Genomic DNA, 24,538 nt, shown 5'->3' with positions numbered 1-24,538 from the left:
AAGCAGCAAAGGCGGAAGCCTGCATGACCTGAACTCTGAGCAAGTCACCAAGCGCGCTCATTGTAGGAAGCGGTCAGCGGTGGCCGCTCCTGCTTGCCGCGCTCCACGATCGCGCTCAGGTCTTCCACCATCCACGTGAAGAGACTTCGCCCCTCATCCACGCTCGCACGGCTGGGGAAGCCGGTGACGCCGTTTCGGCTGGTCCTGTTCACGGGATGCGAAAAGACCAGTCCGCCGGTTCGATCTTCGTCATCGGTTGATGCGTTCAGTTCGGCCCGCGCGATGTGAGGCGCAACGGCCATCATCAGCGATGTCTCAGCCGCATTTGCATGCCAATCTTCTCCATCCGCGAAGTACACCCGGCGGACGCGTTTGCTGATGTGAGGAGTGTTGATCAAGGCGACAGCAAGATCGTCGTGTTCCGCACGAAGCATCTCCAGAGCGCATCGCAACGGGGCCGCGTTCGTCACATGACTGTTGACGATAAATAACCGGCGCACGCCGCTGATATAGGCCCAGTCGCCGATTTCCTTGACGAGATTGATCAATGTGATCGGCTGTAGTGAGATCGTCCCGGGCCACCGCCGGCTATGGCCGAGGGAGCAGCCGTAAGCGAGAAGTGGCAGCATGGGAACCTTTGTCCTTGCAGCCACTTCCTTGCAAAGTTTGTCGGCCAGCACATAGTCCATGCCGGTGGCCAATTGAGGCCCATGCTGCTCGGTAGCTCCGACGGGAAGCAACGCGCAGTTTTCTGCAGCTGCTAAATCCGCCGGTAGCTCACACCATGTCCGCTCGCCCCATTGCATGTCTTTGCGCTCTTCTTCTGAGATGCGTGTTGCGTTAGTAGAATTTGAGGTAGCGTGCTTTTTCCCAGTCGCTGACGTGATTGATGTAAGACATCCATTCGTCACGCTTGAAGTCGAGCCACGAATTCCACATCCTTTCGCCAAATGCCGATTTGGTCAGCGGATCGGCTTCGAATGCGTCCAGCGCCTCTTCCAGCGTGCGGGGCAGATGCGTAATGCCGAGGGATTTCAGCTCCGCTTCGCTCTTGAGGTACATGTTCTCCAGATGCGGATCTCCAGGATCGAGATCTTGTTCGATGCCTTCGAGCCCAGCCATCAGGACGAGCGCGGCGCCAAGATAGGGGTTGCACGAGCTGTCTGCTGCGCGCAGTTCTACGCGCCCGCCGCCGAGCGGTATGCGTAGCGTGTTGGTACGGTTGTTGTTGCCGTAACACGCCCAGACCGGCGCCCAGGTAAAGCCAGACATCGAGCCCTTGAGGACGAGCCGTTTGTAGCTGTTTACGGTTGGAGCAACGACTGCGCAGATCGCCGGGAGATGCTTCAATACGCCGGCAAGGAATTGATAGCCGAGCTTGGATAGACCGCATCCGCGTGTGTCCGCTGCATCGGCAAACACGTTGCGTCCGCTTTTGATGTCGGCAAGCGACATGTTGAAGTGCGCCCCGCTGCCTGCACGATCTGCGTATGGCTTGGGCATGAATGTCGCAAAACCGCCGTGCTTGCGGGCGATCTCGTGCGCCATCAACCTGAAGAATACGTAGCGATCGGCCATTGAGAGCGCGTCGAAGTACTTAAAGTCGATTTCGAACTGGCCGATACCGTCTTCGTGGTCGAAGCTGTAGACGTCCCAGCCCAGACTGTTCATGGCCTGCACGAGTTCATCCATCCAGCCCATGTTGTCCAACATGCGAGAAACATCGTACGCGGGCTTTTCGAGGTTCTTGCGATCCGATATCGGCCTGTAACCGAGAACGGGATCGTCTTTTAGAACGAAGAACTCCGCCTCCATGCCGAGGTTCATTGCGTAACCCATTGTGGCCGCCTTCGCGAGGGCACGCTTTAGGATGTTGCGGCTGCAAGCCTCGAACGGCTTTCCTTCGCACCACAGGTCGCTGGCGAACCATGCGACGTCTCTCTTCCAGGGCAGGACGATGCCGGAGTTGGGATCGGGGTGTGCTGCAACCTCCTCATCGCTGACGTCTTGAGGCACGCCGTCGAGTGCGGCTCCGGTACAAAGCTCTGATCCCGACATCATGCGATCGAGATGGGCGATCGGGACGACCTTCCCTTTCGATACGCCGTGCATGTCGACATAGCTTGCGAGCATATAGTTCACACCGGTTTCGGCTAGACCCCCGCTGGGGCCGTCAGACTTCTTTTCGACTAGGGCATCCACTGGTCATTCTCCATTTGCGGATGGTCTGCAACTGCAGGGGAGGCAGACGGCTCGCACTGCGCAAGCCGCCACGCCGGCTGATCACTTCGCCGAAGCGAGTTTTTCGACAAACACTTTCGTGTAGGTGTCTTCGATCTTCGGGGCTGCTTTGATTTGTCCGCGTTGGACGAGGATCTCAGCGATAAGCGCGCCTGTGGTGTAGAAGGACTTGGCGTCATTGCGCGGTCCGAAGTAGCCGGCCCATTCCGCCATAGGAACGTTGTAAACGCCCTTGGCTTGTTCCTTCACGTCCTCGATCGTGGTGGCAAAGTACTTCGCGACGATAGCATAAGCATCGTCTGGATTTTCTTTGAGGTACTTCAGGCCATCGAGGTAGCCATTGATAATGGCCTCGACGGTCTTGCCGTTCGCAGCGATGTAGGAAGCAGGGAAATAGAGCACGTCGGTGATGAGTCCTGGTGAGGTGGCGGAGGTATAGATGGAATGGAAGCCGTCACCCACCTCGAGCTTCAAAGCCTTGCTGACGTTGGGCTCGTATGTGGCGCCTGCGGAAGCGCCACCGACAAGCGCGGCGGGGACGTTTTCGGGCGTTGTGTCGAGGCCCTGCACGTCGGCTTCAGTCAAACCGACGGACTTGAGCGCGTATGCCACCAGGAGATTGTCGCAGGTAGCGAAGGGATAGGCGACCTGCTTGCCCTTCAGATCAGCCAGTATCTTGATCGACTTCGACGCGATGATTGCGTCAGCGCCGTTCGAGTAGTCGATCGGCATGACGACGCGGTAATCGTTTCCGTTGGCCACAAGATTGATGACCTGATCGTAGGTGTACATGGCGCCTTGAATGCCGCCACTCGCCAACGCCGCGGGGATCAGAGCCGGGTCCGCAAAATCCTTAAGCTCGACTTTTACGCCGTATTTCTTGAACAGGTCCTTCTCAACCGCGACATAAAAGGGCGCGTAGCCGATCCACGCCACAGTGGCCAACGTTACCTTTTCTTCGGCCTTGGCCTGCGGGACACCGGGGATTGAGAGCAATGCAGCCAATCCGGCTGCCGCGAGTGCAGCACTCCGCAGTCGCGAACTTAAACCAGTGAACATTAAGTCTACTCCTCTCATATAATCGGATAGGGCGCCTTATGCGCTCACCCGGATGCGTGGGCGTCGTCGGTGGAAAACGATGCCGTGACTGTCTCGCGCACGCGTCCCATGATGCGGCGCTTGAGTTCAAGGAATTGCGGATCGAGCCGAATGTCGGCGTTGCGCGACTGTCCGAAGGGAACGCGATAGATGCTGTCGATGCGTCCGGGATGCGGAGACATGAGAACGACGCGGGCGCCCAGGTAGATGGCTTCCTCGACGTCGTGTGTCACAAAGACGATCGTCGTTCCCTCGTTGCGCGCGACGTCAAGCACAAGCTCCTGCATCACCTCGCGCGTCTGTGCGTCGAGAGCGCCGAATGGCTCGTCCATCAATAGGATCGATGGCTTCGACATCAACGCGCGAGCTATTGCAACGCGCTGTCGCATGCCACCCGACAATTGCGATGGGAAGGTATTTCTGGCCTTCGACAATCCTACAAGGGAAAGCAGGGATTCGGCTCTGCGCTCCTCGGCTCCGCGCTCCAGAGCCAGGTTGTCGCTTGTGTTGGCAGCAAGGCGGCGGCTGAACATGACGTTGTCGATCACGTTTAGCCAGGGAAACAGGCTGTAATCCTGGAAGACCATGGCGCGTTCCACGCCGGGGCCATCAATGCGCTGGTCTCCGCACGCAATAGTACCGCTATCGGCAAACTCCAAACCTGCCATGATGCGAAGAAGGGTGGACTTTCCGCATCCGGACGCGCCGACGATGGTAACGAACTCTCCCGGTGCTATATCGAGGCGGATTCTGTCTAGAACGGTGACCCCACCGAATGATTTGGTCACGTTGTTTGCTGTGATGGCCTTGGTCATGAGTTGTGCCCTTTCAGATAAGGGAACAACACGGTCCGAAGCGCGCGCAGAAGCTGGTCCTGCAGAAGACCGATTAGTCCAATGACGATGAGGCCAGCGAAAATCTTATCGGTTTGCAGAAAGCGTTGAGCTTTGAGGATCGCGTAGCCAAGTCCAGAGTTTGCAGCCACCATTTCAGCCACGACTAGGTAGGTCCATGCCCATCCAAGCGTGATGCGGCAGCTGGTCAGAAGCGCGGGAGCGGCAGAGGGGAAGATAACCTTGAACAGGATTTCCCGGCGACTGCCACCCATGGTCTGCGCAGCTTCAATCTGCTGCATCGGGACGCGACGTACGTCGTCCGCGAACATCAGGAGCATTTGAAAGAAGGTGCCGACGAAGATAACCGCGACCTTCGAGCCTTCGCCGACCCCGAACCACAGAAGCATGAGCGGAACGAATGCGACCGCAGGCATGTAGCGCACGAAGTCCATCGCCGGTTCGAGCGTCGCTTCGACGGGTTTGAAAGTTCCGCACAACAATCCCAACGGCAATGCGAGTACGAGGGATAATAGGAAGCCGCTGGTAACACGAACGACGCTGATCCACAGATCTGCGCCAAAGCCTTCGGACGTTAGCCAGGAGATAAATCGGGTCACGACCTGCGTCGGTGAAGGCATGAATACCGTTGGCACCGCCGCGCCGGCGACCAACGCCATCCAGATGGCAAAGGGCAGGGCGATGCCGAGACACGCGAATGCGAAATAGAGCCGCGAGGAAAGCACGGCGCGGATGTTCCACAAAGCACGCCGGGGGCTAGGCTCCGGCGTTTTGCGCGTCACAGACGTCGTTGAATTGTTCGCGATGTTTAGCGGTCCTGCATCCATCACAATCATTCCGGTCGCCTCAAGGGAGCCCCAAAACGCAGCGTGGAAAGAGGGCAGCGTCAGTGGCTATTGCGATTAATTAAATGATCAATTAATTTTCCATTCAAGTAAAAAAGCGCGCAAAACTGCGCATAGTTTGAGCATTGCAGCCACCAACATGCTCAGGTGTCAGGCATTGAGCGTAGCCGCGAACGCGTTTAAGGAAACAAGGATGAGAAAAGAAAATGCGCAGGGAGAACGGATGAGGCGGGAGCAGAAGCAGCAGCGCGCGAGTGGCCGCAAGGCCGGCGCGAGATCTCGTTCGGGGCGCTCGGGCGCAGGTCGCCCAAAGCTCAGCGTTGCTACAGCGGACGCCGAGGTGAAGATTAGGGAAGCGGCTCTTGAGCTTTTCTCTCAGCGAGGGTTCTCGTCGGTTACAACGAAGGACATCGCTGACACGACCGGCTTCAATCCAGCGCTCATCTATTACTATTTCGGTAGCAAGGAGGAGTTGTTCCGTAGCGCCGTGACGTTGGCTGTCGAAAGAGCATTCGAACAGTTTCGAATTTCGCGCCAAGGTTTGGACCATCCGCGCGACATAATCTACGGCTGGCTCGATACGCATATCCTTCAGTTCGATACGATCGCCAAGTTGATCATGATCTCGATCGACTACGCCAAGGCGACACGGCGCAAGTCGCGGATCGACGAAGCGATACACAAATTCTACGACGAGGAACGGGACGTATTGCGCCAGACGCTCATGGCGGGCTTGAGATCCGGCGATTTCCGATCGCTGGATGTTGACGAGACAGCAACCTTCATCTCGACGTATCTGGATGGCGTTTTTGTGCGCGCGATGATCTTAAAGAAGTTCAATCCGGTGGCTGCAATTCATCAACTTCGCTCCTTTCTGGATAGGTTGCTCGGGCCATAGAGGGGCTATCGACCGGCGCAATTCTCTGGACGATTGCGCCGGTCGAATTCGTCTGAATTTAGGGATGCAGGTAGGCATAGCCCTGCTGTTGCAGATAGACGAGATGAGCGATGCCGCTAGGCACCAGATCAGCCTCCTTCACGCCATAGAGCGTATGCCAGTCGATGTTGCGCTCCTTGAGCGTATTGCGGCAGATGAGAAACTGCACGCCCTTTGCGCGCAGTTCATCCAAGGTCTTTGCAAGCTCTGCGTCGGTATTGGCTAACTGAAAGAGTTTGATGCCATCGCTGTGGTCTACGACCTTGATGTCGATGCGGCCTCTTCCAACAGCCTCGATGTTGTTTGTGATGTTACGTAGAAGTCCCTTGAAGTATTTGGCACTATCGTCGCCGCGTCCGTTGTTGTGAAAGACGACCTTCTGCGGTGCGTAAGAAAAACTTGCGCTAGAAGGTTCGCCTGCACGGATTGCAGCAGGAAGGATGAGGGCGGCGAATGCCGCAAGGGCGACCATTGAAAGGGCGACATTACGAGTCATTTCTATCTCCATGAAGTGTGGATGCGTCTGGTGATGATTGGTGTGCGATCGTGTTTGCTCCCTGCAGCACAACGACCTTGCTGCCGACGGGCGTGCGCCGGTAGAGGTCGATGATGTCGTGGTTCAAAAGGCGAATGCAGCCGCTTGATACGTTGCGGCCAATCGAGCTCACCTCGCTTGTTCCGTGCAGCCGGTACAGCGTGTCTTTGCCGTCCTGGAAGAGATAAAGGGCCCGTGCGCCGAGTGGATTATCCAGACCCGGCGCCATGCCATGGCGATACGGCTCAAGGCGCGGCTCGCGAGCGATCATCTCTGTTGGTGGTGTCCATTTCGGCCACTGCGCCTTGCGGGCAATCGTTGCAGTTCCGGTCCAGCCGAAACCTTCTCGGCCGACACCGATGCCGTATCGCATCGCTTTTCCGTCCGGCATTACCAGGTAAAGGTGATGTTCGGTTGGATCGACGACGATTGCGCCCGGTTGATAGTGGGTTTCATAGGCGACTACCTGGCGGACGTACTGTGGTTTGATCCGCGTAGCCGGCACTTCTGCGATCGGGAACGGTTCCTCAGGCAGGCTTCGATATCGCGTTCGGGCAAGCTCTTCGAGCGGCGGCTGAGGTGCGGGGACTTGGCTGCAAGCGGCCAACAGCAACGACGTGCTGACGGCGAAGGCGCGCAGGCTCAAGCCAACACCATGCCCCCCGCGCGAAGGCGCGTGGTGGTTTGACATGACTTCATCCTGAAATGGTTTTGCTTTGACGGTCTAACGCCGGAGTGGCGGCCACGCTCAAGCAGCCCGACAGGGCGGACGCTCCAAGGGATCCTTGCCGCGTTGCGCGGTGCTACCGTCGTTGCCGGGCTTAGGCAGTCTGACCTCGACAGCACGTGGTAACGGAATGGCGTGACCAGACGTGGCTGCGGAAAAGACGAGGCCGGCAAGCACGCAGGATGGCAGGGCAAACCGCGACCCGCTGCGTGGGCACGTCTTCTTCACCTGAACATTCTGGAGATAAGATGCGCGAGCATCGGGCTGCAGCTTCTCAGGGCCTTGTGTGGACGTTGAAGGTCGTCAGATTGACAGCTGGATCAGCGCTTTCTGGGCCAAGGTGGACGGTCGCCGTCGCCGAGGCAAAGCTCATGAAGAGCAGGCAGAGGGATAGGAACCCCTCTGAACAATGGAGCATGATAAGTGCTTCGGCGCATGATGACGATCATAACTATTCGCCGCTTTGCGGCAAGCCAGAATGGTAGCAATGCAGCCATTCAGGCGAGTCTTGCACTCATAACGCACTTTTGGCCGCGCTGAGCTTTAGACTCCGCGCAGGTAGAGGACCCACGAGTTCAGCACGTAGGTGAGAACAAGCGCCAAGCTCACCCAGCCCGCAACTTTCAGGATGCGCTTCTTAGGACGGTAGTGCACGCCAAGGATTGTCGCTCCGGTCATCATCATCGCAGATACACCCGATAGTGCATGTGCCTGCGAGACCTGCGATAGAAGTGGACCAGAGGCGTAGGCAATGTCATCGATGGCAAGCGCCAGAATGTTGAACAGGTTGCTGCCGAACAGGTTGCCGATAGCAAGGTCAAGCGCTCCGATTCTGACTGCGCCGATGGTCGATGCCGCCTCGGGCAGCGAAGTCGCGACGGCAACCAGCAATGTGCCGACGAAGGTTTGGCTCCAACCCATCGTCTTGGCCAGCTTGTCCGCGACGAGTGGCATCGCAATGCCAGCGGCCACGACGACGCTTGCCGCCAGACAATAACGGATCAGCGCGGAGCGCAAAGTGATGTCCTGGTAGCGCAGATCGAGACTGGGCGTTCCGGCTCCATTTTTCTCTTGGATGAAAACTGCCCGGACGGCGATGAAATAGAGCGCAATGATCGCCGGTGTATAAATACCGATGTGGCCGATACTAATTGCAGCATCGCCCGACAGTATGCTGAAGACGACAAGGCCGACCAGGAGGATCGAAAAGCCTGCAGCAAGAATATGCCCGCGGCTGGCCTTCTCGTAGATGACACACTCGCGATGAATTGAGTCGAGCAACGCGATCAGCAAGAGGTTGAAAACGCAACTTCCCATCACGTCGCCGGCGGCAAGGTCCGGCGCGTTCGCCAGAGTGACGGCCGATACGCCAGTAACCAGCTCCGGCAGCGACGTCACCGTTGCAACGAGAATGAGGCCGACCCAGGTCCCGCTCATCCCGGTTTTTTCAGCAATAACGTCGCCGTAGTGGGCAAGCAGATAGCCTGCAACGACAATCGCGAGCGAAATGCCAAGGAATTCGGTCCAGACTGCAATCATGAGCGCGTGCTAAGCATTCACAGCTAGAACGTCAACTGCAGCAATGGCGATGAGCTCTTCAGCAGTGCTGCCGAGCACTAGGTGCAGAATGCCGGTGCGTCCGTGGGTTCCCAGCACGAGCAGATCGGGGGATGTTTCTCTCACAAGATTTTGCAACATGGTTTGAGGCTCGGCCTCGTTGATGCTCACCTTGAAGGTTGGGCAAGATGCTCCGAGCTTTTTTTTGAGGTCGGAGATGTCATTGTCGATCGTGCGCGCTATTTTCTCCCGCTCTTCGACGACAAATTGCTCTTGGGTTTCCTGCCCCAAAAATCCTTTGAAGGGGACGTGCATCGCGTGCACGAGGTGGATCTCACTCTCGGGCAGCCACTCGGCGGTAAATTGCAGGGCGCGTTGAGCATGGGGCGAAAAATCGTAGGCAAGTAGCAGCCGCCGATAGGGCTCTTTCGCAGCGGTGTTCACCACAAGAACAGGAATATGACCCAGCCTGATGATGCGCTCAGAGGTTGTTCCGCGGAATAATTCCAGGATCTTGTTGCGATGCGCGCCCAGCACGATGAGGTCCACTGCTTCATCCGTCGCGCGTTTCACGATCTCAACATAGTCCTGTCCACGCAGGATCTGTGTTGTAACTTCGGCAGTTTTCGCAAGATCCGACGGTAGATGGCTCGCAATGATGTCGCGCGCTGCTAGTTGCTGCCGATCCAGCTCCTCATCCGGCCACACGCTGTCGAGCACGTGGACGACCTCAAGGCTCGCGCCTGTGGACTTCGCGATTAGCGCCGCCCGTTGGAGTGCGAGTGTCGCTCCTTTTGAAAGGTCGGTTGCGACCAGGATCTTGTTCATTATGCCTCCGGAACTCAGCAATAAAAGGTTGGCAATATCAAGCGTTCTGAAATGACGCCTATCAGTGTGAGATTGGCACCAGCGTTAGTTTGACCAACGTCGCCGCGCAGGGCAAGGCTCGCGATCGCGCGAACGGCCGAGAGAAACAATCTTGACAGGTCAATGAGGTTGCCGCTGCCTTCGCAATCCTTGAGCGGATTGAAGTGCCCGTTATACCGCCAGCGGCAAAGGCGAAAATGTCAGCCTTGTCAGGCTCGCGACTTCCTAGGAGCTTTTGCGAGAAGGTCCCGCAGCATCGAGACGACGCGGGTTACCGGAATCTTGCCGCCGCATTGCAAGCTGATGCGCGCTCCTTCAAACAACAAAAAGACTTCATCGGCGAGAATCTGGGGATGGCGATAGCGCGCTGCCGTAAAAAGCTGAACGAGGTTCCTGCGCTTATGTTCTTTGTAGTTCTCAATCACCTCCCGGGCAGGATGAAGCGCCGGTAGCTCGATTGCTGCGTTCGCGAGCGCGCAGCCGCGCTGGTAGTGGTTGGTCAGTGCGTCCTCAACATAATCAACCCAAGCATTGAGTCGCTTGTCAGGTTCATTCTGATGTTGCCTGTCGAGTTTATCCCAGGCCTCGTTGCCTCGGTTGGCGATCTCGGTGACATAGGCCACGATAAGATCGTCTTTGGAACCAAAGTGCCGGTAGAGCGTCATCTTATTGGTCAGCGCCGCCGCCGCGATGGCTTCGACGCCTACCACGTTGATTCCTTCACGATAAAAGAGATTGCAAGCGGCATTCAAAATCCGCTGCTTCGGGGGAAGCTCGGCGAGTTCGTCCGAACCCGCATTCCCGACATGCATTCTTGATGGGTCTAATCTCGGCATTGTTTCTTGACGAAGATGTTACCGATCAGTAAGTCCAATGTTACCGCTCAGTAACATCTAGCACGTTATTCCCCTGCCGTCACGACTGATTGTATCAAACTGCATTTGAGTCGCGGGCAGGGTCTGGAGCCAGAACAGGTATGCATGCATTGCGCTATTTTTCGCCGATAGCAGCCGCGCTCTCGCTGGCTCTCGTGCTGACGGGCTGTGGAGACGGCTCTCAGCAGAAGCAGGCGGCAGCATCGCCCCCGCCTGCTCCAGCCGTTACGGTGTCTCGTCCCGTTAGCAAGGTCGTAGCTGATTTCGACGAGTACGTCGGCCGCTTCGCCGCCGTTGACTACGTTGAGGTGCGTGCCCGCGTCTCTGGCTATCTGGATAAGATCCAGTTTACCGATGGGCAGCTCGTTAAAGCCGACGAAACGCTTTTCACCATCGATCGCCGGCCATTCGAGGCCGCGCTCGAGCAGGTGAAGGCGGCGCGTGCGCAGGCTGAGGCTAATCTCGCCTATGCCGACAGCGAGCTGAAACGTGGCGATCAGCTCGTAAAGGGTTCGACGATCACGCAGCAGATCTATGACCAGCGCGTGCAGGCCTACAATGTGGCGCAGGCTGCGGTCACAGCACAGGACGCGGCGGTCAAGCAAGCTGAGCTCGATCTTCAGTTCACAGAGTTGAAAGCGCCCGTTGCCGGCCGCATAGGTGATCGACGGGTGTCGGTGGGAAACCTTGTGACCGGTGGCTCGGGAGGCTCAACGACACTGCTGGCAACGATCGTTTCTATCGATCCGATCCGTTTCGAGTTCACCATGGATGAGCAGTCCTATGTGCGCTTCATGTCGGCGCACGAGCCGGCCATGGCGAATGCCAGCACGAAATCCGTACCCGTAGCGCTGAAACTCATCGGAGAAACCGATTTCGGTCATCAGGGCAAGATCGACTTCATCGATAATGCGATCGACCGGTCTTCGGGAACGATTCGCGTGCGCGCAGAATTCGCTAACGCGGATGGCAAGCTGACGCCGGGCATGTTCGGACGGATCAAAGTTCCAAATTCCGCCCCGGCGACGGCTCTGCTTGTGCCCGATACAGCTATCGGCACCGAACAGGTGCGCAAGTTCGTCTATGCGGTCGGCGAAGACAACGTTGCCAAACCGAAATACGTGACGCTCGGTCCTGAGATCGACGGCATGCGGGTGGTGACCGCCGGACTGACGGCCGATGACCTCATCGTTGTCAACGGATTGATGCGCATTCGCCCCGGCTCGAAAGTGTCGCCGCAGCAATCGACCGCGCAGGCTGCTCCTGAAGGGACGGCCGTCAAGACTAACTGAACAAGGCGTTTTCGCCCATGAAGATTTCGCACTTCTTCATCGATCGGCCGATCTTTGCCGCGGTGATCTCCCTCGTGTTCATAATTCTCGGCGTGGTGGCCGTCGGGCGGCTTCCGATTGCGCAGTATCCCGAGATCGTGCCTCCGGTCGTGACCGTATCTGGACAGTATCCCGGCGCAAGCGCGGAGGTCGTTGCTGCAACGGTGGTGGCACCGCTTGAACAGCAGATCAACGGTGTGGAGAAGATGCTTTACATCTCGTCCAACTCGACGGGTGATGGGCGCTTCTCCATTTCGGTGACTTTCGATCTGGGAACTAACCTCGACATCGCGCAGGTTCAGGTTCAAAATCGCGTGTCGACGGCCCTGCCGCGCGTCCCCGCAGACGTGCGCAATATCGGTGTTACGGTTGCGAAAGCTTCCCCCGACCTTATGATGGTCGTGCACATGCTGTCGCCCGACAAGTCGCGCGATACGTTGTTCATCTCCAACTATACCAGCGTGAATGTTGTTGACGTGCTGAGCCGCATCGAAGGCATTGGCTCGATAACCGTGTTCGGCGGGCGCGATTACTCGATGCGCGTGTGGCTCGATCCTGATCGGCTGCAGTCGCTGGGCCTGACGTCGAGCGACGTCGTCAGCGCGCTGCAGGGACAGAACATCCAGGTCGCCGCCGGTGTGCTCGATCAGCCCCCTGTGCCAAAGCAGGGGGCTTTTCAGATTGCCGTGCAGGCGCAGGGCCGGTTGGCCGATGCCAGCGAGTTCGGGGAAATCGTCGTCAAGAAGTCGGCAGACTCTGTCGTCCGCGTCAAGGATGTCGGCCGTGTCGAGCTGGCCGCGCTCGACTACGGGCTGAACTCGTATCTCGATGAAAACCCTGCCGTTGCGCTCGGCATTTTCCAGCTTCCCGGGTCTAACGCTATTGCTACGGCGGAAAAGATCAAGAAAACGATGGCGGAGCTGTCGCAGAGCTTCCCGCCCGGTGTGAAGTACGACATCGTCTACAACCCGACGGACTTCATCCAGCAGTCTATTGATGCCGTTGTGCGTACGATCCTGGAAGCAATCCTACTCGTCGTCATCGTCGTCGTTCTATTCCTGCAGACATGGCGCGCGGCCATCATCCCCATTGTTGCTATTCCCGTATCGCTTATCGGTACGTTCTTCCTGATGTCGATATTTGGGTTCTCGCTGAACAACCTGTCTCTGTTCGGCCTGGTTCTTGCGATCGGTATCGTGGTCGATGACGCCATTGTCGTCGTCGAGAACGTCGAGCGGAATATGGCGCTCGGTATGAGTCCGCGGGACGCTTCCTACAAGACGATGGACGAAGTCGGCACTGCGCTGATTGCGATTGCATTGGTGTTGACCGCGGTGTTTGCGCCGTCGGCTTTTATCACGGGCATCGCGGGCCAGTTTTACCGGCAGTTCGCGCTCACCATTGCCGGTGCGACAGTGATCTCTCTTATAGTCTCGCTGACACTGTCTCCGGCGTTGTGCGCGCTTTTGCTCAAGCCAAATGCTCATGACAAGAAGCCGTCCTTGTTGATGTGGCCAGTTCATACCTTCTTCAAGGGATTCAACTGGGGCTTCGACAAGATGTCTGCCGGCTACGGCTGGGTTGTCGGAAAGGTCGTTCGCTTTGCGGCTATTATGCTGATCGTTTACGCAGGCATCATTGCGTTCGGTCTTAACGAGTTCCGTAAAACGCCCGTCGGCTTCATTCCGCAGCTCGATGCGGGCTACCTCATCACGGTTACGCAGTTGCCACCAGCGGCAGCACTTGCCCGTACCGACGCTGTAAACAAGCGGGTCGTGGAATTGGCGCTTGAGGTTCCCGGCGTCGACCATGCGGTGAACTTCATCGGCTTTTCCGGCGCCACGCGCACCAACGCCTCGAACGCTGGCGCTGTGTTTGTGACGTTGAAGCCGTTCGCAGAGCGCGCCAAGGATCCCCAACAATCCGCCACCGCGATCCGCCAGGCGCTCTTGGCCAAGTTCTCGTCCATCCAGGATGCGCTGGTGCTCGTCGTGCCACCTCCTCCCGTGCGCGGCATCGGCAATGCGGGCGGCTTCCGCATGATGGTGCAGGATCGGAATGCGGCAGGCCCCGCTGCCCTGCAGCAGGCGGTTGGCGCGATGATGGGCAAGGCGGCGCAGACAACCGGTGTGCAGCAGGTGTTCTCGCTGTTCGAGAACGCCACGCCGCAGCTCTATCTCGACGTCGATCGTGTCAAGGCACAGATGCTCGGCGTCAATGTGATCGACGTGTTCTCGACACTGCAAACCTATCTCGGTTCGGCATACGTGAACGATTTTAATCTGCTGGGCCGCACGTACCGTGTGACCGCGCAGGCCGATAGCCAATTCCGCATGAACCCCAAGGACGTGTTGTCGATCCGGGTGCGTAATGCGGACGGAGATACTGTCCCGCTGGGATCGTTCGTGACGGTATCGGATATTTCCGGACCATCACGTGTGCCTCGCTACAATCTGTATCCGGCGGCAGAACTCGATGGTTCGGCGGCGGCGGGCTATTCGCAGGGCCAGGCGATCGACATCATGGAGAAGATGGCTGCCGAAACCTTGCCTCCCGGCTTCAGCTACGAGTGGACGGACCTTGCTTTCCAGCAGATCCGTGCGGGTAACGCTGCGGTGTTTGCCTTCGCACTTGGTGTCGCCTTCGTGTTCCTGGTTCTCGCGGCGCAGTTCGAAAGCTTGACGCTGCCGCTGGCGATCATTCTGATTGTGCCGATGAGCCTCGTGGCCTCGATTTCGGGAGTTATCCTGCGTGGGATGGACAACAACATCCTGACTCAGGTTGGCTTCATTGTTCTCATAGGTCTGGCCGCCAAAAACGCGATTCTGATCGTTGAATTCGCCGAGCAACTCGAAAACTCTGGCAAAAATCGTTTCGAAGCGGCCAAGCAGGCAGCCCAGCTTCGTATGCGGCCGATCCTGATGACGTCGTTGGCCTTTATTCTCGGTGTTGTGCCGCTGGTGTGGGCCGTGGGCGCCGGTGCGGAGCTGCGGCAGGCGCTGGGCACGGCGGTGTTCTCGGGCATGATCGGTGTAACGCTGTTCGGTCTGATCTTCACGCCGGTTTTTTATGTGATCTGCCGTTGGTTCTCGACGGTTGGCAGTCGCCGCAAGCCGTCGCACGAGCCCGCGCCTCAGCCTGCTGAGTAACAGCGAAAAATTTGCACTGTTTGGGTCTGCTGTAAAATTGGGCGAATTGCTCAAAATTCGGGGTGCTCACGAACAGTGCAACGCCCGATTTGCCTGGATTTTCGCTACTTCGATTTCGGCACGTTTTATGCGGAGTAGCTCCGACAGACTAAAAAATGTCGGGAGCGATACTGATGTCGATGTTCATGATCGCGGCGATGGTTCAGCCCTTTCGTATCGAGCAGGTCAGGTCAGAGCTCTTGTCCACCGGCATACAAGGTCTGACGGCCACACTTTGCTGCGGCCATGGCCGTCAACCCCGGTTGGTGGATACGTTCTGGGGTGAGGGCAAAATTCCAGAGCTTCTGGATAAGATCAAAGTCGAGGTGGCTGTCGTCGACGCGGATGTGGATGCGGCGATCGAAGCCATTGTGCGCGGCGCGCGTCTAGGCGCGATCGGGGACGGCAAGATTTTCATTTCGGAGATCGAACGTGCCGTCTCGATCAACAACGGCGCCGAGGACGAACTTGCGCTGCACCCCAGACGCGAGTTTATCGAGGCCGCGGAATAACCTCTTGGTGCCGCTTCGCACCGCGTCTTTATAAAGCGCAACTGCATCAAAATTTGGCAGATGTGTCTGAGGGATAACGCGCTCGCGCGTTTTTGTTGCGCTGCATCCCGGGTGCACTGGCACACCCTTTCCGAATCGCAGAGTTTCGCCCGACGGCCGGTCCTTCAGCGGTGGCGACCGGCTGATGTTGGAGGGCAACGATAATTTTATTCGACGCTATAATTGTTGGACTTTTTTGCCGACGATGACGGATTCGACCTCCAAGACCGATCAACGTGTCTCGTCGGCCGGTGAGCCCGAAGAGCTGGTGTGCAATGCGCTCGGCCTCTTCGCCGAATGGGCACGCGCGATGTCAGGTTTGCTGGCCCGATCGAGTGCCAGCGGCGATGCGCAGGCGGCAGTCCGCGATCTGTATTCGGCCACCGGAGCGCTAGGCGAAATTGCCGATTTTTGGATGAGCGACCCGGCGCGGATGATGGCAGCGCAGAGCGCCCTATACATGTCGTATGTGGAGCTTTGGAGTGCCTCAATGCGCCGGGCGCTGGGCGAAGATGTCGAACCGGTTGTCGAACCCGAGCCCGCCGACAATCGCTTCAAGGATCCCGAGTGGTCCAGCAACCCGTACTTCGACTTCTGCAAGCAAGCTTATCTGCTCACCTCCAACTGGGCTGAGGAGTATTTGCACAAAACCAACGGCCTGGACGAGAAAACGCGCGATAAGGCCGAGTTCTATCTGCGGCTCATGACGAGCGCGATGTCACCGTCCAATTTCCCGATGACAAACCCGGTGGTGATGCGCGAGGCGCTTGGTTCAAAAGGCAAAAACTTCATCGCCGGCATGAAGCAGTTTATTTCCGATTTGGAAAAGTCCGGCGACCTGTTCACGATAAGCCAGACGGATACGAGCGCGTTCGAAGTGGGGCGCAATCTCGCCGTCACTCCGGGCAAGATCATTTTTCAGAACGAGCTGTTTCAGCTGATCCAGTACGAGCCTGCCACCGACAAGGTGCGCGAGGTGCCTCTTCTGATCGTGCCGCCCTGGATCAACAAGTACTACATTCTCGACCTTTCCGAGCAGAAAAGCTTCGTGAAGTTTGCAGTCTCGCAAGGGTTCACGGTTTTCATGATCTCGTGGGTCAACCCGGACAAGCGTCTCGCTCAAAAGAATTTCGAAGATTACGTCGCTGAGGGGCTATTGACGGCGGCGGACGCAGTCAGCCGGGAAACGGGCGTCGCGCGTTGCAGCGTGCTCGGTTACTGCATTGGTGGCACTCTTTTGGGGACGACGCTGGCCTATCTCGCCGAACGTGGAGAGGAGCGCTTTTCCTCAGCAACGTTCCTGACAACGCAATTCGACTTTTCGCTCGCCGGCAACCTTACAATCTTCACCGACGACGAGCACATTGCCGGGATCGAAGAGCTTATGAAAGACCGTGGCTATCTCGACAGCTCGCGGATCGCCACGGTCTTCAACATGATGCGTCCGAGGGACCTCATCTGGCCTTACGTCGTCAATAACTACCTTCTGGGCAAGAAGCCTGCTGCGTTCGACATTCTGTACTGGAACCAGGATTCCACGCGGATGCCGGCCGCCAACCACAAATTCTATCTGCGCGAGTTCTACGCTTCCAACAAGCTGGCCAAGGGCGAACTCGCACTGACGGATCGCCAGCCATCCTCGCGCGGCCACAGCAATCGTGAATTGGACCACTTGAAGACGAATGAAGACCATATTGTCTTCTATCTGAGAGGCCTTAAGGGTTCCGAGAAGAGCGCGCCCCTGGAAATGACGCTGAGCAGCATCAAGCTCAATCTCAAGAAGGTGCGCATTCCCATTTATGAGCTCGCGACCAGGGAGGACCACATCGCGCCCGCGGCCTCGGTGTTCAAGGGCTCGCAGCTCTTCGATTGCGACGTGGAATTCGTGCTGTCAGGTTCAGGCCACATCGCCGGGGTCGTCAATCCGCCAGCCAAAGCAAAGTATCAGTATTGGACCGCGCCCCTGAAGCCGCGGCAAAGCCTCGAAGAGTGGATGTCGTCGGCAAAGGAGCACCCGGGCTCCTGGTGGACCCACTGGGCAGAATGGCTGGCGCAACGCTCTGGCGGCTTTGCAGCCCCTCGCGCCGCGGGAAATACTCTTGGCATTATCGAAGACGCGCCTGGAAGCTACGTGCGCAAGAAGGGGTAGGGCCTTCTCGGCCTAAATGCTCCTCGCTGAAGGTCGCGCTCTTGCCTTTGGTCCAGAACGACCGATTTCCGTAGTCCAAATTGCCCTCATATTTCGCCTCAGAGGTGCATCCTCAATGAGCAAGTACGATTACTGAACCGACCATTCAACATAGACGGCGCTGGTATTGATGAGCGTCGCCGAGATTGCCCCCCACGCGTCCACGTAACTCTGGCGAAGCATATAGATGCGTCGTGCCTGACATCGTGCAGGAACGGATCTCGTCCGCCTTCGCGCAGCTGTCGTGCTTCGACACCCATGCATCTTGTTCTTTTTGTTCTTTCTTTGGCTCTGCCGCTGTCTCGGCGGTGCTATGGGCAGCCATTGGCTGCCAAGCTTGTAGAGCCTTGCGACGTCGCGATGGCGCCGTTTTTGAACGATGTTCGAATGGCTCGCTGCAGCAACGTCTGACGCATGTCGCTGCTAGCCACTGAAGTGGCTATACCATCAATGATCCGGCATGGATAACATCTGCTGAGTGGCGGCCTTCTAATATACGTCTTTGTCTGGACCATGCTTATCATCTTGATAAACATAGATTTGCAATTTATGCGACGTCGGATTATTTTGTTGCTCGCGCATGCCAATCCCTCTCCGATTGGAGGGACGTCGAGTTTATTTCTGATCGAAAGTCATGTTTTGTATGCGATACAAAGATTTTTGTGCGAGAGTGTCATAAAATGGCTCGGAATGATCGCAGGGCGTGAGTAACTAATGAATGATAGTCGGGAAAGAATGGTCCAGGCCGCGTCAGTGCTGTTTCTCGGAGGCAGCTTTCACAAGGTCGGCATCGCAGAGATCTGTGCGGTTGCGCACGTCAACAAGGGCACTTTTTATCACTTTTTTCCGTCAAAGATTTCGCTGCTGTTAGAGATCATCGATCGTTATACCAGCGCGGTGGCAGAGCAGTTTGCAAACGTTGCTAATAGCGCCCTTCCACCCGCCAGGAAGGTTTCGGGCGTGTTCGATATTCCACAGGAGCGAAACACTGCGTGGCAGGCTGAGTATGGCTCAGCATCGGGGTGCTTTATCGGCAATATTATTCTCGAGATGGCCGCCACGGATCCGGTCGTGCGCGAGCGCGCAGAGAAGGCGATCGAGCGGCTTACCAAAACGCTGCAGCCTATAGTGGATGAGTATCTGCAATCGTTGAAAGTCGAGGGAGCGGATGTGCCCGCCATCGCCGAACTGCTTATGGGAATGATCCAGGGCGCCCAGGTGCAAGCTAAGGTTCACAACGACCCGGCCGTGTTCTCACGATATGCGGCCCACGCGCCGTCGATGCTTCACGCCGCGGTTGCTCTGCCGGCGTAGGTGGAGCGATTTTAGCGCGGCGTTTGAGGAGCGTTTGACTACCGGCCCGCCGCGAAAACTTGCGAGAAGATAGGGCGCTGGGCGTCTGCCTCGTTTTGCGGGCTCGTCGAGGCCACATGCGCGGCGTCGAGGGCTTGCCTGCAGGCATGTTCGAGGCTGGTGTTTCGAACAGCTGAGTCCAACTGGCTCGACACGAGCATCAGGTCTTCAGCCTGAATGCGCGCGGCCCGGTTCTGGAGGTCTGCTCCAGATGGGCACTGTGCCTGGGCCCATGCCAGCGCCGCCTTGGGACGTTGGACGACGGCCAAGTACCGTTCCGCAGGGTCGGAGACTGGCATCAGGGGGACAAGGCCACAACTCAGAGCAGCAAGGGCTAGAACGGCCAGGTTGCCTTTTAACGATAGCGCCATTGCAGGGCTCGAATCTCACGGGGCTACTCGCCCCTCACGTGTAGAAATCTCAGGTTTTTCCAACAGGCGTATGACAGGGGGCTGCGTCACCTCTGCTGGGATTGGGGCTCACGGCGAGGGGAGGGCAGAGCAAGTCTTCTTGTCCGCACAGGACATTGCTTTTGCCGCGCCCCGGGTGGCTTCCCCTTGCTCTACGTTGGTGCTATAGCCCCAGCGACATTGTTCGCCCCTGGGGCGCAAGACCGTGTCGCCCCCCAGAAAATCGGAGAAGAATCATGGCCTCGAGCCCTTTCGCGCTCGATTCTGGGTTAGCCCTTACCTTTGACGATGTCCTTCTCGTCCCCGGACCTTCCGAGGTCATGCCCGGGCAGGTCGATGTGGCCTCTAAGCTTACCAAAGCCATTCGGCTCAATATCCCCCTGCTCTCGTCGGCAATGGACACGGTGACAGAGGCCCGGCTTGCTATCGCGATGGCCCAGGAGGGCGGTATTGGCGTCATCCACCGTAATCTGTCGATCGAAGATCAGGCCAAACACGTTGCTCAAGTGAAGCGCTACGAGAGCGGCATTGTTCTCGATCCGGTAACCATCAATCCGTCGATGTCTCTGCGCGAAGCGCTTGAGTTGATGGCAAAGAACGGGATCACCGGTGTGCCGGTCGTTGAGAAGAATGGAAAGCTCGCCGGAATTTTGACCAACCGTGACGTGCGCTTTGCGACCGATCTCGATCAGCCGGTTTCGGAGTTGATGACCAAGGAGAAGCTTGTCACCGTCAAACGCTCGGTGAGTCAGGATGAGGCCAAGAAGCTGCTTCATCAAAACCGCATTGAAAAGCTCATTGTGGTGGACGACGACTACCGCTGCATCGGGCTCATCACCGTCAAGGACATCGAAAAGGCGGCCAAGCATCCCAACGCCTGCAAGGACGACCAGGGTCGTCTTCGCGTCGCCGCCGCCACGACGGTTGGCGATGATGGCTTTGACCGCACCGAAAGCCTCATTGCTGCGGGTTGCGACGTCATTGTCGTCGATACGGCGCATGGACATTCCGCCCGCGTGATCGATGCGGTGGCCCGGATCAAGAAGAAGTCCAACAGCGTGCAGGTTATCGCCGGAAACGTGGCGACGGCTGATGCGACCAAGGCGCTTATCGACGCTGGTGCCGACGCGATCAAGGTCGGTATAGGCCCTGGCTCGATCTGCACGACACGGATTGTGGCGGGAGTCGGCGTTCCGCAGCTCACCGCCGTCATGGAGTGCTCCAAGGAAGCCGCCCGTTCGGGAGTGCCGGTCATCGCTGATGGCGGCATCCGGTATTCAGGCGACATTTCCAAGGCGATTGCCGCCGGCGCTTCGTGCGTCATGGTCGGATCTTTGCTGGCAGGCACCGACGAGGCGCCTGGCGAGACCTACCTCTACCAAGGACGTACCTATAAGGCCTATCGCGGCATGGGCTCGGTCGGCGCGATGGCGCGCGGTTCTGCCGACCGCTATTTCCAAGCGGAAGTGCGCGACACCTTGAAGCTCGTTCCCGAAGGCATCGAAGGCCAGGTTCCCTACAAAGGGCCTATGGAAGCCGTGGTGCACCAGCTCGTCGGCGGCCTGCGGGCGGGCATGGGCTATCTGGGCGCCAAGACGGTGCCTGAGTTCCAGAAGCGGGCGAAATTCGTACGCATTTCCAACGCCGGGATCAGGGAGAGCCATGCTCACGGCGTGCTAATTACGCGCGAAAGCCCGAATTACCCTGGAACCGGTGGCTGAGTGGGGAAGAGGCAATGGACGTCGCCATTCTCTATCCAGTCTTCGTGCAGGTCGCTTTGACATTCGGTCTGCTGATCTGGATGGGGCTGGAGCGTTTCAAGTCCGTGCGGGCGCAAACGGTTCAGCGCGGTGCCCATGCCGGGCTGAAGCCGATATGGCCTGAGCGGGCAGGCGTCCTCTCGAACGCCTTTCAGAACCAGCTTGAAATTCCGATGCTGTTTTACGCGGCCGTCGCGTTCTCGATGATTACAAGCGCGGTCGATGCACTGATGGTGAGTCTGGCGTGGGCATTTGTGATCACCCGACTGGTTCATGCCTTCGTCCACACGACCTACAACTTTGTACCGCATCGGTTTATCGTCTATGTGGCGGGCAGTTTGATCGTACTTGCCATGTGGGTATGGCTCTTCCTCCACGTGAGCGCGGGCTCCTGATCCATGAAGCAAGGTGCAAGGATCGCGGCAGCGATCGAGGTTCTCGACGCAATTCTCAATCGTCATCAGCCGGTGGCAACCGCGCTCGCCGACTGGGGCAAAGCGCACCGCTTCGCCGGATCGGGTGATCGCAACGCTATTGGCGGCCTCGTTTATGATGCCATGCGCCGGAAGAGCGCCATAGCGTGGGCGATGGAAAGCGACGCCCCTCGTGCGCTCGCTCTGGGCGCGGCATCAGATGCTCTTGGCATGAGCACAGATGCAGTTATCGCGGCGTGCGACGGAGAAAATCATTCGCCGCCTCCATTGGATGAAACCGAACGCAATGGACTGACGCGCGCCCTTGATGATGCGCCTGAGTATGTACGCGCCAACGTTCCTGAGTGGCTCTGGCCAAGGTTTGTCAATGCGTTTGGAGCCCGCGCTGCGCAGGAGGGCGTTGCGATGAGCAAGCGCGCGCCCGCTGACATTCGCGTCAACAGTTTGAAGTCGACACGGGAGAAAGTTCTGAAGGCGCTCGAAAGCTTCGGCGCAGAGGAAACCGCGTACTCTGCGCTGGGCGTGAGGGTTCCGCCGCCTTCGGGACCGCAACGCACGCCCAACCTTCAGGCCGAAGCCGCGTTCCAGGCAGGCTGGTGTGAGATCCAGGACGAAGGCAGCCAGATTGCAGCAGCTCTCGCTGGCGCGGGGCCGCGCAAGCAGGTGCTAGATCTGTGCGCCGGTGGTGGCGGCAAGACGCTTGCCATGGCTGCCGTCATGCAAAATACCGGACAGATCTATGCTTACGACGAAGATCGCATGCGTCTGAAGCCGATCTTCGAGCGGGTGAAGCGTGCCGGTGTGCGCAACGCGCAGATTTTGCGGGCGGGTGACAAGGCAGCATTGCTGGCGCTCGGCCCGCGTTTTGATGTCGTTCTCGTGGATGCGCCCTGCACTGGGACGGGCACCTGGAGGCGCAGACCTGACGCCAAATGGAAGCTGAAGGCGAACAACCTGGCAGATCGCGAAAAGCAGCAGCGCGAGGTTTTGGCTTTGGCGGCCGAGCTTGTGAAACCGGGTGGGCGTCTGGTTTACGTGACCTGCTCTTTGCTGGCCGATGAGAACTGCGACCAAATCGCCGCCTTCCTTTCCGAGCATGACGATTTTGCCACCGTGCCTTTTGGCGATGTCTGGCGCGAATGTCTGCCGGGCGAACCGCCCGCTTCGGCGGATGGTTCAAGCGATCATTTGGTGTTGACGCCGGCCATGCATGGCACGGATGGTTTCTTCATCGCAATTCTCAAACGCGCGGGTTGAGCTGGCGGCACGCTCTCGTCCCGCACGCGAGGCATGAATGCCGGCTGCCGACAAAGAAAATATGCTTGTCCAGCTCTGCGATGGCAGCACCGTGGGTTACGGGCTCTACGGCGATCCAGACGGTATGCCGGTGCTTGCGCTGCATGGTGCGCCGGCTTGCCGATTGATGTTCTCGATTGCGGACGAGGAGGCGCGCGCGCAAGGGGTGCTGATCATCGCGCCGGATCGCCCAGGCTACGGGCTCACGCCGCCGGATCGCGATCCAGCCCTAGCAACGCGCGCGCAATGGCTGTCGCGTTTTGTCGATGCGCTCCAGCTTTCCCGTTTTCGGGTTCTTGGTATTTCGGGGGGCGCGCCCTATGCGGTCGCGCTGTCGGCGCTAATGCCAGAGCGGATAAGCGGATTGGCGCTGGTGTCGCCGTTGGGACCAGTGGCTGACTATCAGAACTCGCCGCAAGGCAAGACAAAGCCGATAGCATTTCTTCAGCGCAGGTTCTTTCTGCACATCAGCCAGGATCTCTGGTTGACGAATCCCGTCGCGGCGCTGCTGCGTCAGCTGATAAAGCGCTCTCCCATAACTGTGTCGGGCATTGGAGCACGCATATCGGGCGGCTCGGATGCGTTGCTGTTCGCACGCCCGGAGATACGCGCCTTTTTCGCGTCCTTGCTGTCGGAAGCATTCAAGCAGGGATCCAGTGGGGGCACATCCGATCTCGCCATCTACGGCCGCTCCTGGGGCATCGATGCAGCGTGTATCACGATGCCATCGATCATTTGGCAGGGAACGGAGGATGGAATCGTTCCGTTGGAGGCCAGCGAATATCTAGCGAGCATACTACCGTTTTGCGACTACAGGCCCATTAAGGGTGAGGGACATTTCTGGGTGTTGGATCACGTTGGAGAGGTTATAAAATCAATTACGAAACTTCCCGCTTAGTCGAGCCGCTAGCCAATTTTATTATATGCGTTGTCTAGAAGAGATTGCTGGAGACCAAATTTCTCGCCGGCCCTGGGAGGGGGCATTGCGCTATAATTCATTGATCTTCTTCATTGCGCTTGTCTGTGTCGCAGCGACGTCGGGCGCGCAATTTGCGCCGGGCCCGTGGTATGATGCGCTGGCTAAGCCGTCCTGGACGCCGCCCGATGTGTTTTTTCCGATAGCGTGGACGATCTTGTATTTTATGGTCGCCCTTGCGGGCTGGCTGATATGGAAGCGTCAGGGCGTTGGTATTTCACTCGCGCTGTGGGCAGTTGGCCTCGTCCTTAACGGTTTGTGGTCGTACTTGATGTTCGGCCGTCATGACATCGCTTTGGCGCTTATCGATGTGTGCGTACTTTGGGGATCCATACTCTGCTTTATCGTCGCCTCTTGGCACGTTGAACGCCTATCCGCCTACCTGTTCGTTCCATACCTCCTTTGGGTCACGTTTGCCTGCGCGCTTAACGCGGCGATCTATCTGATGAACCCTGGCGTACTCCCAGTCTGAACGCGGATTGGCGCGTTTTTCCCCGCAAATTTTGCTATAGATC

22 protein-coding genes are annotated in these 24,538 nt (G+C 57.9%); 11 read left to right on the top strand and 11 right to left on the bottom strand.

The annotated features are described in order from the left end of the window. Positions 1 to 44 precede the first annotated feature (44 nt). The 5 genes from R3D51_16950 to R3D51_16930 form a co-directional block, all read right to left on the bottom strand. On the bottom strand, positions 45 to 806 hold the full coding sequence (locus R3D51_16950) for a creatininase family protein (GenBank protein ID MEZ5901170.1): 762 nt from the start codon (positions 804 to 806) through the stop codon (positions 45 to 47). A gap of 34 nt (positions 807 to 840) precedes the next feature. Further along, positions 841 to 2,202: a type III glutamate--ammonia ligase gene (gene glnT, locus R3D51_16945; protein MEZ5901169.1), complete on the bottom strand. Its 1,362-nt coding sequence runs from the start codon at positions 2,200 to 2,202 to the stop codon at positions 841 to 843. 81 nt (positions 2,203 to 2,283) lie between these two features. Continuing rightward, complete coding sequence (locus R3D51_16940) at positions 2,284 to 3,300, bottom strand: ABC transporter substrate-binding protein (protein ID MEZ5901168.1); 1,017 nt, start codon at positions 3,298 to 3,300, stop codon at positions 2,284 to 2,286. 44 nt (positions 3,301 to 3,344) lie between these two features. Next, on the bottom strand, positions 3,345 to 4,154 hold the full coding sequence (locus R3D51_16935) for an ABC transporter ATP-binding protein (GenBank protein MEZ5901167.1): 810 nt from the start codon (positions 4,152 to 4,154) through the stop codon (positions 3,345 to 3,347). Further along, positions 4,151 to 5,020 carry an ABC transporter permease gene (locus R3D51_16930; protein MEZ5901166.1) on the bottom strand — a complete coding sequence of 290 codons (870 nt, stop codon included), beginning with the start codon at positions 5,018 to 5,020 and terminating at the stop codon, positions 4,151 to 4,153. The genes R3D51_16935 and R3D51_16930 overlap by 4 nt, the downstream gene beginning before the upstream one ends. A 211-nt stretch (positions 5,021 to 5,231) precedes the next feature. Between R3D51_16930 and R3D51_16925 the strand changes: the two genes are divergently transcribed. Next, positions 5,232 to 5,936, top strand: coding sequence for a TetR/AcrR family transcriptional regulator (locus R3D51_16925; GenBank protein ID MEZ5901165.1), 705 nt, complete (start codon positions 5,232 to 5,234; stop codon positions 5,934 to 5,936). 58 nt (positions 5,937 to 5,994) lie between these two features. On the opposite strand, the gene R3D51_16920 is transcribed toward R3D51_16925, so the two are convergent. From R3D51_16920 to R3D51_16900, 5 genes are all read right to left on the bottom strand, one after another. Further along, positions 5,995 to 6,471, bottom strand: a complete 477-nt coding sequence (locus R3D51_16920) for a DsrE family protein (protein MEZ5901164.1) — start codon at positions 6,469 to 6,471, stop codon at positions 5,995 to 5,997. Then, a complete protein-coding gene (locus R3D51_16915) occupies positions 6,461 to 7,201 on the bottom strand; it encodes a L,D-transpeptidase (GenBank protein MEZ5901163.1) in 741 nt (246 codons plus the stop codon). The genes R3D51_16920 and R3D51_16915 overlap by 11 nt, the downstream gene beginning before the upstream one ends. 579 nt (positions 7,202 to 7,780) lie before the next feature. Further along, a complete protein-coding gene (locus R3D51_16910) occupies positions 7,781 to 8,776 on the bottom strand; it encodes a hypothetical protein (GenBank protein ID MEZ5901162.1) in 996 nt (331 codons plus the stop codon). 9 nt (positions 8,777 to 8,785) lie between these two features. Further along, positions 8,786 to 9,622 (bottom strand): universal stress protein, encoded by an 837-nt coding sequence (locus R3D51_16905; GenBank protein MEZ5901161.1) that lies wholly within the window; start codon positions 9,620 to 9,622, stop codon positions 8,786 to 8,788. A 248-nt stretch (positions 9,623 to 9,870) separates the two neighbouring features. Further along, positions 9,871 to 10,413 carry a TetR/AcrR family transcriptional regulator gene (locus R3D51_16900; protein MEZ5901160.1) on the bottom strand — a complete coding sequence of 181 codons (543 nt, stop codon included), beginning with the start codon at positions 10,411 to 10,413 and terminating at the stop codon, positions 9,871 to 9,873. A 224-nt stretch (positions 10,414 to 10,637) separates the two neighbouring features. Between R3D51_16900 and R3D51_16895 the strand changes: the two genes are divergently transcribed. The 5 genes from R3D51_16895 (at position 10,638) to R3D51_16875 (ending at position 19,108) form a co-directional block, all read left to right on the top strand. Beyond that, positions 10,638 to 11,828 carry an efflux RND transporter periplasmic adaptor subunit gene (locus R3D51_16895; protein MEZ5901159.1) on the top strand — a complete coding sequence of 397 codons (1,191 nt, stop codon included), beginning with the start codon at positions 10,638 to 10,640 and terminating at the stop codon, positions 11,826 to 11,828. A gap of 17 nt (positions 11,829 to 11,845) precedes the next feature. Further along, positions 11,846 to 15,016 (top strand): multidrug efflux RND transporter permease subunit, encoded by a 3,171-nt coding sequence (locus R3D51_16890; GenBank protein MEZ5901158.1) that lies wholly within the window; start codon positions 11,846 to 11,848, stop codon positions 15,014 to 15,016. Between the two features lie 173 nt (positions 15,017 to 15,189). Next, on the top strand, positions 15,190 to 15,567 hold the full coding sequence (locus R3D51_16885) for a P-II family nitrogen regulator (protein MEZ5901157.1): 378 nt from the start codon (positions 15,190 to 15,192) through the stop codon (positions 15,565 to 15,567). A gap of 244 nt (positions 15,568 to 15,811) precedes the next feature. Continuing rightward, positions 15,812 to 17,755 carry a class I poly(R)-hydroxyalkanoic acid synthase gene (locus R3D51_16880; protein ID MEZ5901156.1) on the top strand — a complete coding sequence of 648 codons (1,944 nt, stop codon included), beginning with the start codon at positions 15,812 to 15,814 and terminating at the stop codon, positions 17,753 to 17,755. Positions 17,756 to 18,529: 774 nt separating this feature from the next. After that, positions 18,530 to 19,108: a TetR/AcrR family transcriptional regulator gene (locus R3D51_16875; GenBank protein MEZ5901155.1), complete on the top strand. Its 579-nt coding sequence runs from the start codon at positions 18,530 to 18,532 to the stop codon at positions 19,106 to 19,108. Positions 19,109 to 19,146: 38 nt separating this feature from the next. On the opposite strand, the gene R3D51_16870 is transcribed toward R3D51_16875, so the two are convergent. Further along, positions 19,147 to 19,518 (bottom strand): hypothetical protein, encoded by a 372-nt coding sequence (locus tag R3D51_16870; protein MEZ5901154.1) that lies wholly within the window; start codon positions 19,516 to 19,518, stop codon positions 19,147 to 19,149. Positions 19,519 to 19,793: 275 nt separating this feature from the next. On the opposite strand from R3D51_16870, the gene guaB reads away from it, so the two are divergent. The 5 genes from guaB to R3D51_16845 all read left to right on the top strand — a co-directional run bounded on the left by guaB (position 19,794) and on the right by R3D51_16845 (position 24,495). Continuing rightward, the gene (guaB, locus tag R3D51_16865; protein MEZ5901153.1) at positions 19,794 to 21,278 is read left to right on the top strand and encodes an IMP dehydrogenase; all 1,485 of its coding nucleotides are present in this window, start codon (positions 19,794 to 19,796) and stop codon (positions 21,276 to 21,278) included. A 14-nt stretch (positions 21,279 to 21,292) separates the two neighbouring features. Further along, positions 21,293 to 21,712 (top strand): MAPEG family protein, encoded by a 420-nt coding sequence (locus R3D51_16860; protein MEZ5901152.1) that lies wholly within the window; start codon positions 21,293 to 21,295, stop codon positions 21,710 to 21,712. 3 nt (positions 21,713 to 21,715) lie between these two features. Next, a complete protein-coding gene (locus R3D51_16855) occupies positions 21,716 to 23,008 on the top strand; it encodes an RsmB/NOP family class I SAM-dependent RNA methyltransferase (GenBank protein MEZ5901151.1) in 1,293 nt (430 codons plus the stop codon). Positions 23,009 to 23,045: 37 nt separating this feature from the next. Continuing rightward, a complete protein-coding gene (locus R3D51_16850) occupies positions 23,046 to 23,945 on the top strand; it encodes an alpha/beta hydrolase (protein MEZ5901150.1) in 900 nt (299 codons plus the stop codon). Positions 23,946 to 24,030: 85 nt separating this feature from the next. Continuing rightward, positions 24,031 to 24,495, top strand: coding sequence for a TspO/MBR family protein (locus R3D51_16845; GenBank protein MEZ5901149.1), 465 nt, complete (start codon positions 24,031 to 24,033; stop codon positions 24,493 to 24,495). The last annotated feature ends 43 nt before the right edge of the window (positions 24,496 to 24,538 follow it).

Source organism: Hyphomicrobiaceae bacterium, from assembly GCA_041397645.1.
Taxonomy (GTDB): domain Bacteria; phylum Pseudomonadota; class Alphaproteobacteria; order Rhizobiales; family Hyphomicrobiaceae; genus Hyphomicrobium_B.
The sequence above is the reverse complement of the archived record's forward strand: the minus strand, read 5'-3'. Positions and strand labels throughout refer to the sequence as shown.

Coding starts and splice junctions, on each gene's coding strand:
- R3D51_16890 (MEZ5901158.1), top strand. CDS start 11,846: ATGAAGATTTCGCACTTCTTCATCGATCGGCCGATCTTTGCCGCGGTG.
- R3D51_16850 (MEZ5901150.1), top strand. CDS start 23,046: ATGCCGGCTGCCGACAAAGAAAATATGCTTGTCCAGCTCTGCGATGGC.
- R3D51_16885 (MEZ5901157.1), top strand. CDS start 15,190: ATGTCGATGTTCATGATCGCGGCGATGGTTCAGCCCTTTCGTATCGAG.
- R3D51_16880 (MEZ5901156.1), top strand. CDS start 15,812: ATGACGGATTCGACCTCCAAGACCGATCAACGTGTCTCGTCGGCCGGT.
- R3D51_16910 (MEZ5901162.1), bottom strand. CDS start 8,776: ATGATTGCAGTCTGGACCGAATTCCTTGGCATTTCGCTCGCGATTGTC.
- R3D51_16915 (MEZ5901163.1), bottom strand. CDS start 7,201: ATGTCAAACCACCACGCGCCTTCGCGCGGGGGGCATGGTGTTGGCTTG.
- R3D51_16930 (MEZ5901166.1), bottom strand. CDS start 5,020: ATGGATGCAGGACCGCTAAACATCGCGAACAATTCAACGACGTCTGTG.
- R3D51_16935 (MEZ5901167.1), bottom strand. CDS start 4,154: ATGACCAAGGCCATCACAGCAAACAACGTGACCAAATCATTCGGTGGG.
- R3D51_16940 (MEZ5901168.1), bottom strand. CDS start 3,300: ATGTTCACTGGTTTAAGTTCGCGACTGCGGAGTGCTGCACTCGCGGCA.
- R3D51_16905 (MEZ5901161.1), bottom strand. CDS start 9,622: ATGAACAAGATCCTGGTCGCAACCGACCTTTCAAAAGGAGCGACACTC.
- R3D51_16860 (MEZ5901152.1), top strand. CDS start 21,293: ATGGACGTCGCCATTCTCTATCCAGTCTTCGTGCAGGTCGCTTTGACA.
- R3D51_16855 (MEZ5901151.1), top strand. CDS start 21,716: ATGAAGCAAGGTGCAAGGATCGCGGCAGCGATCGAGGTTCTCGACGCA.
- R3D51_16875 (MEZ5901155.1), top strand. CDS start 18,530: ATGGTCCAGGCCGCGTCAGTGCTGTTTCTCGGAGGCAGCTTTCACAAG.
- R3D51_16870 (MEZ5901154.1), bottom strand. CDS start 19,518: ATGGCGCTATCGTTAAAAGGCAACCTGGCCGTTCTAGCCCTTGCTGCT.
- R3D51_16925 (MEZ5901165.1), top strand. CDS start 5,232: ATGAGAAAAGAAAATGCGCAGGGAGAACGGATGAGGCGGGAGCAGAAG.
- R3D51_16895 (MEZ5901159.1), top strand. CDS start 10,638: ATGCATGCATTGCGCTATTTTTCGCCGATAGCAGCCGCGCTCTCGCTG.
- R3D51_16920 (MEZ5901164.1), bottom strand. CDS start 6,471: ATGACTCGTAATGTCGCCCTTTCAATGGTCGCCCTTGCGGCATTCGCC.
- guaB (MEZ5901153.1), top strand. CDS start 19,794: ATGGCCTCGAGCCCTTTCGCGCTCGATTCTGGGTTAGCCCTTACCTTT.
- R3D51_16950 (MEZ5901170.1), bottom strand. CDS start 806: ATGCAATGGGGCGAGCGGACATGGTGTGAGCTACCGGCGGATTTAGCA.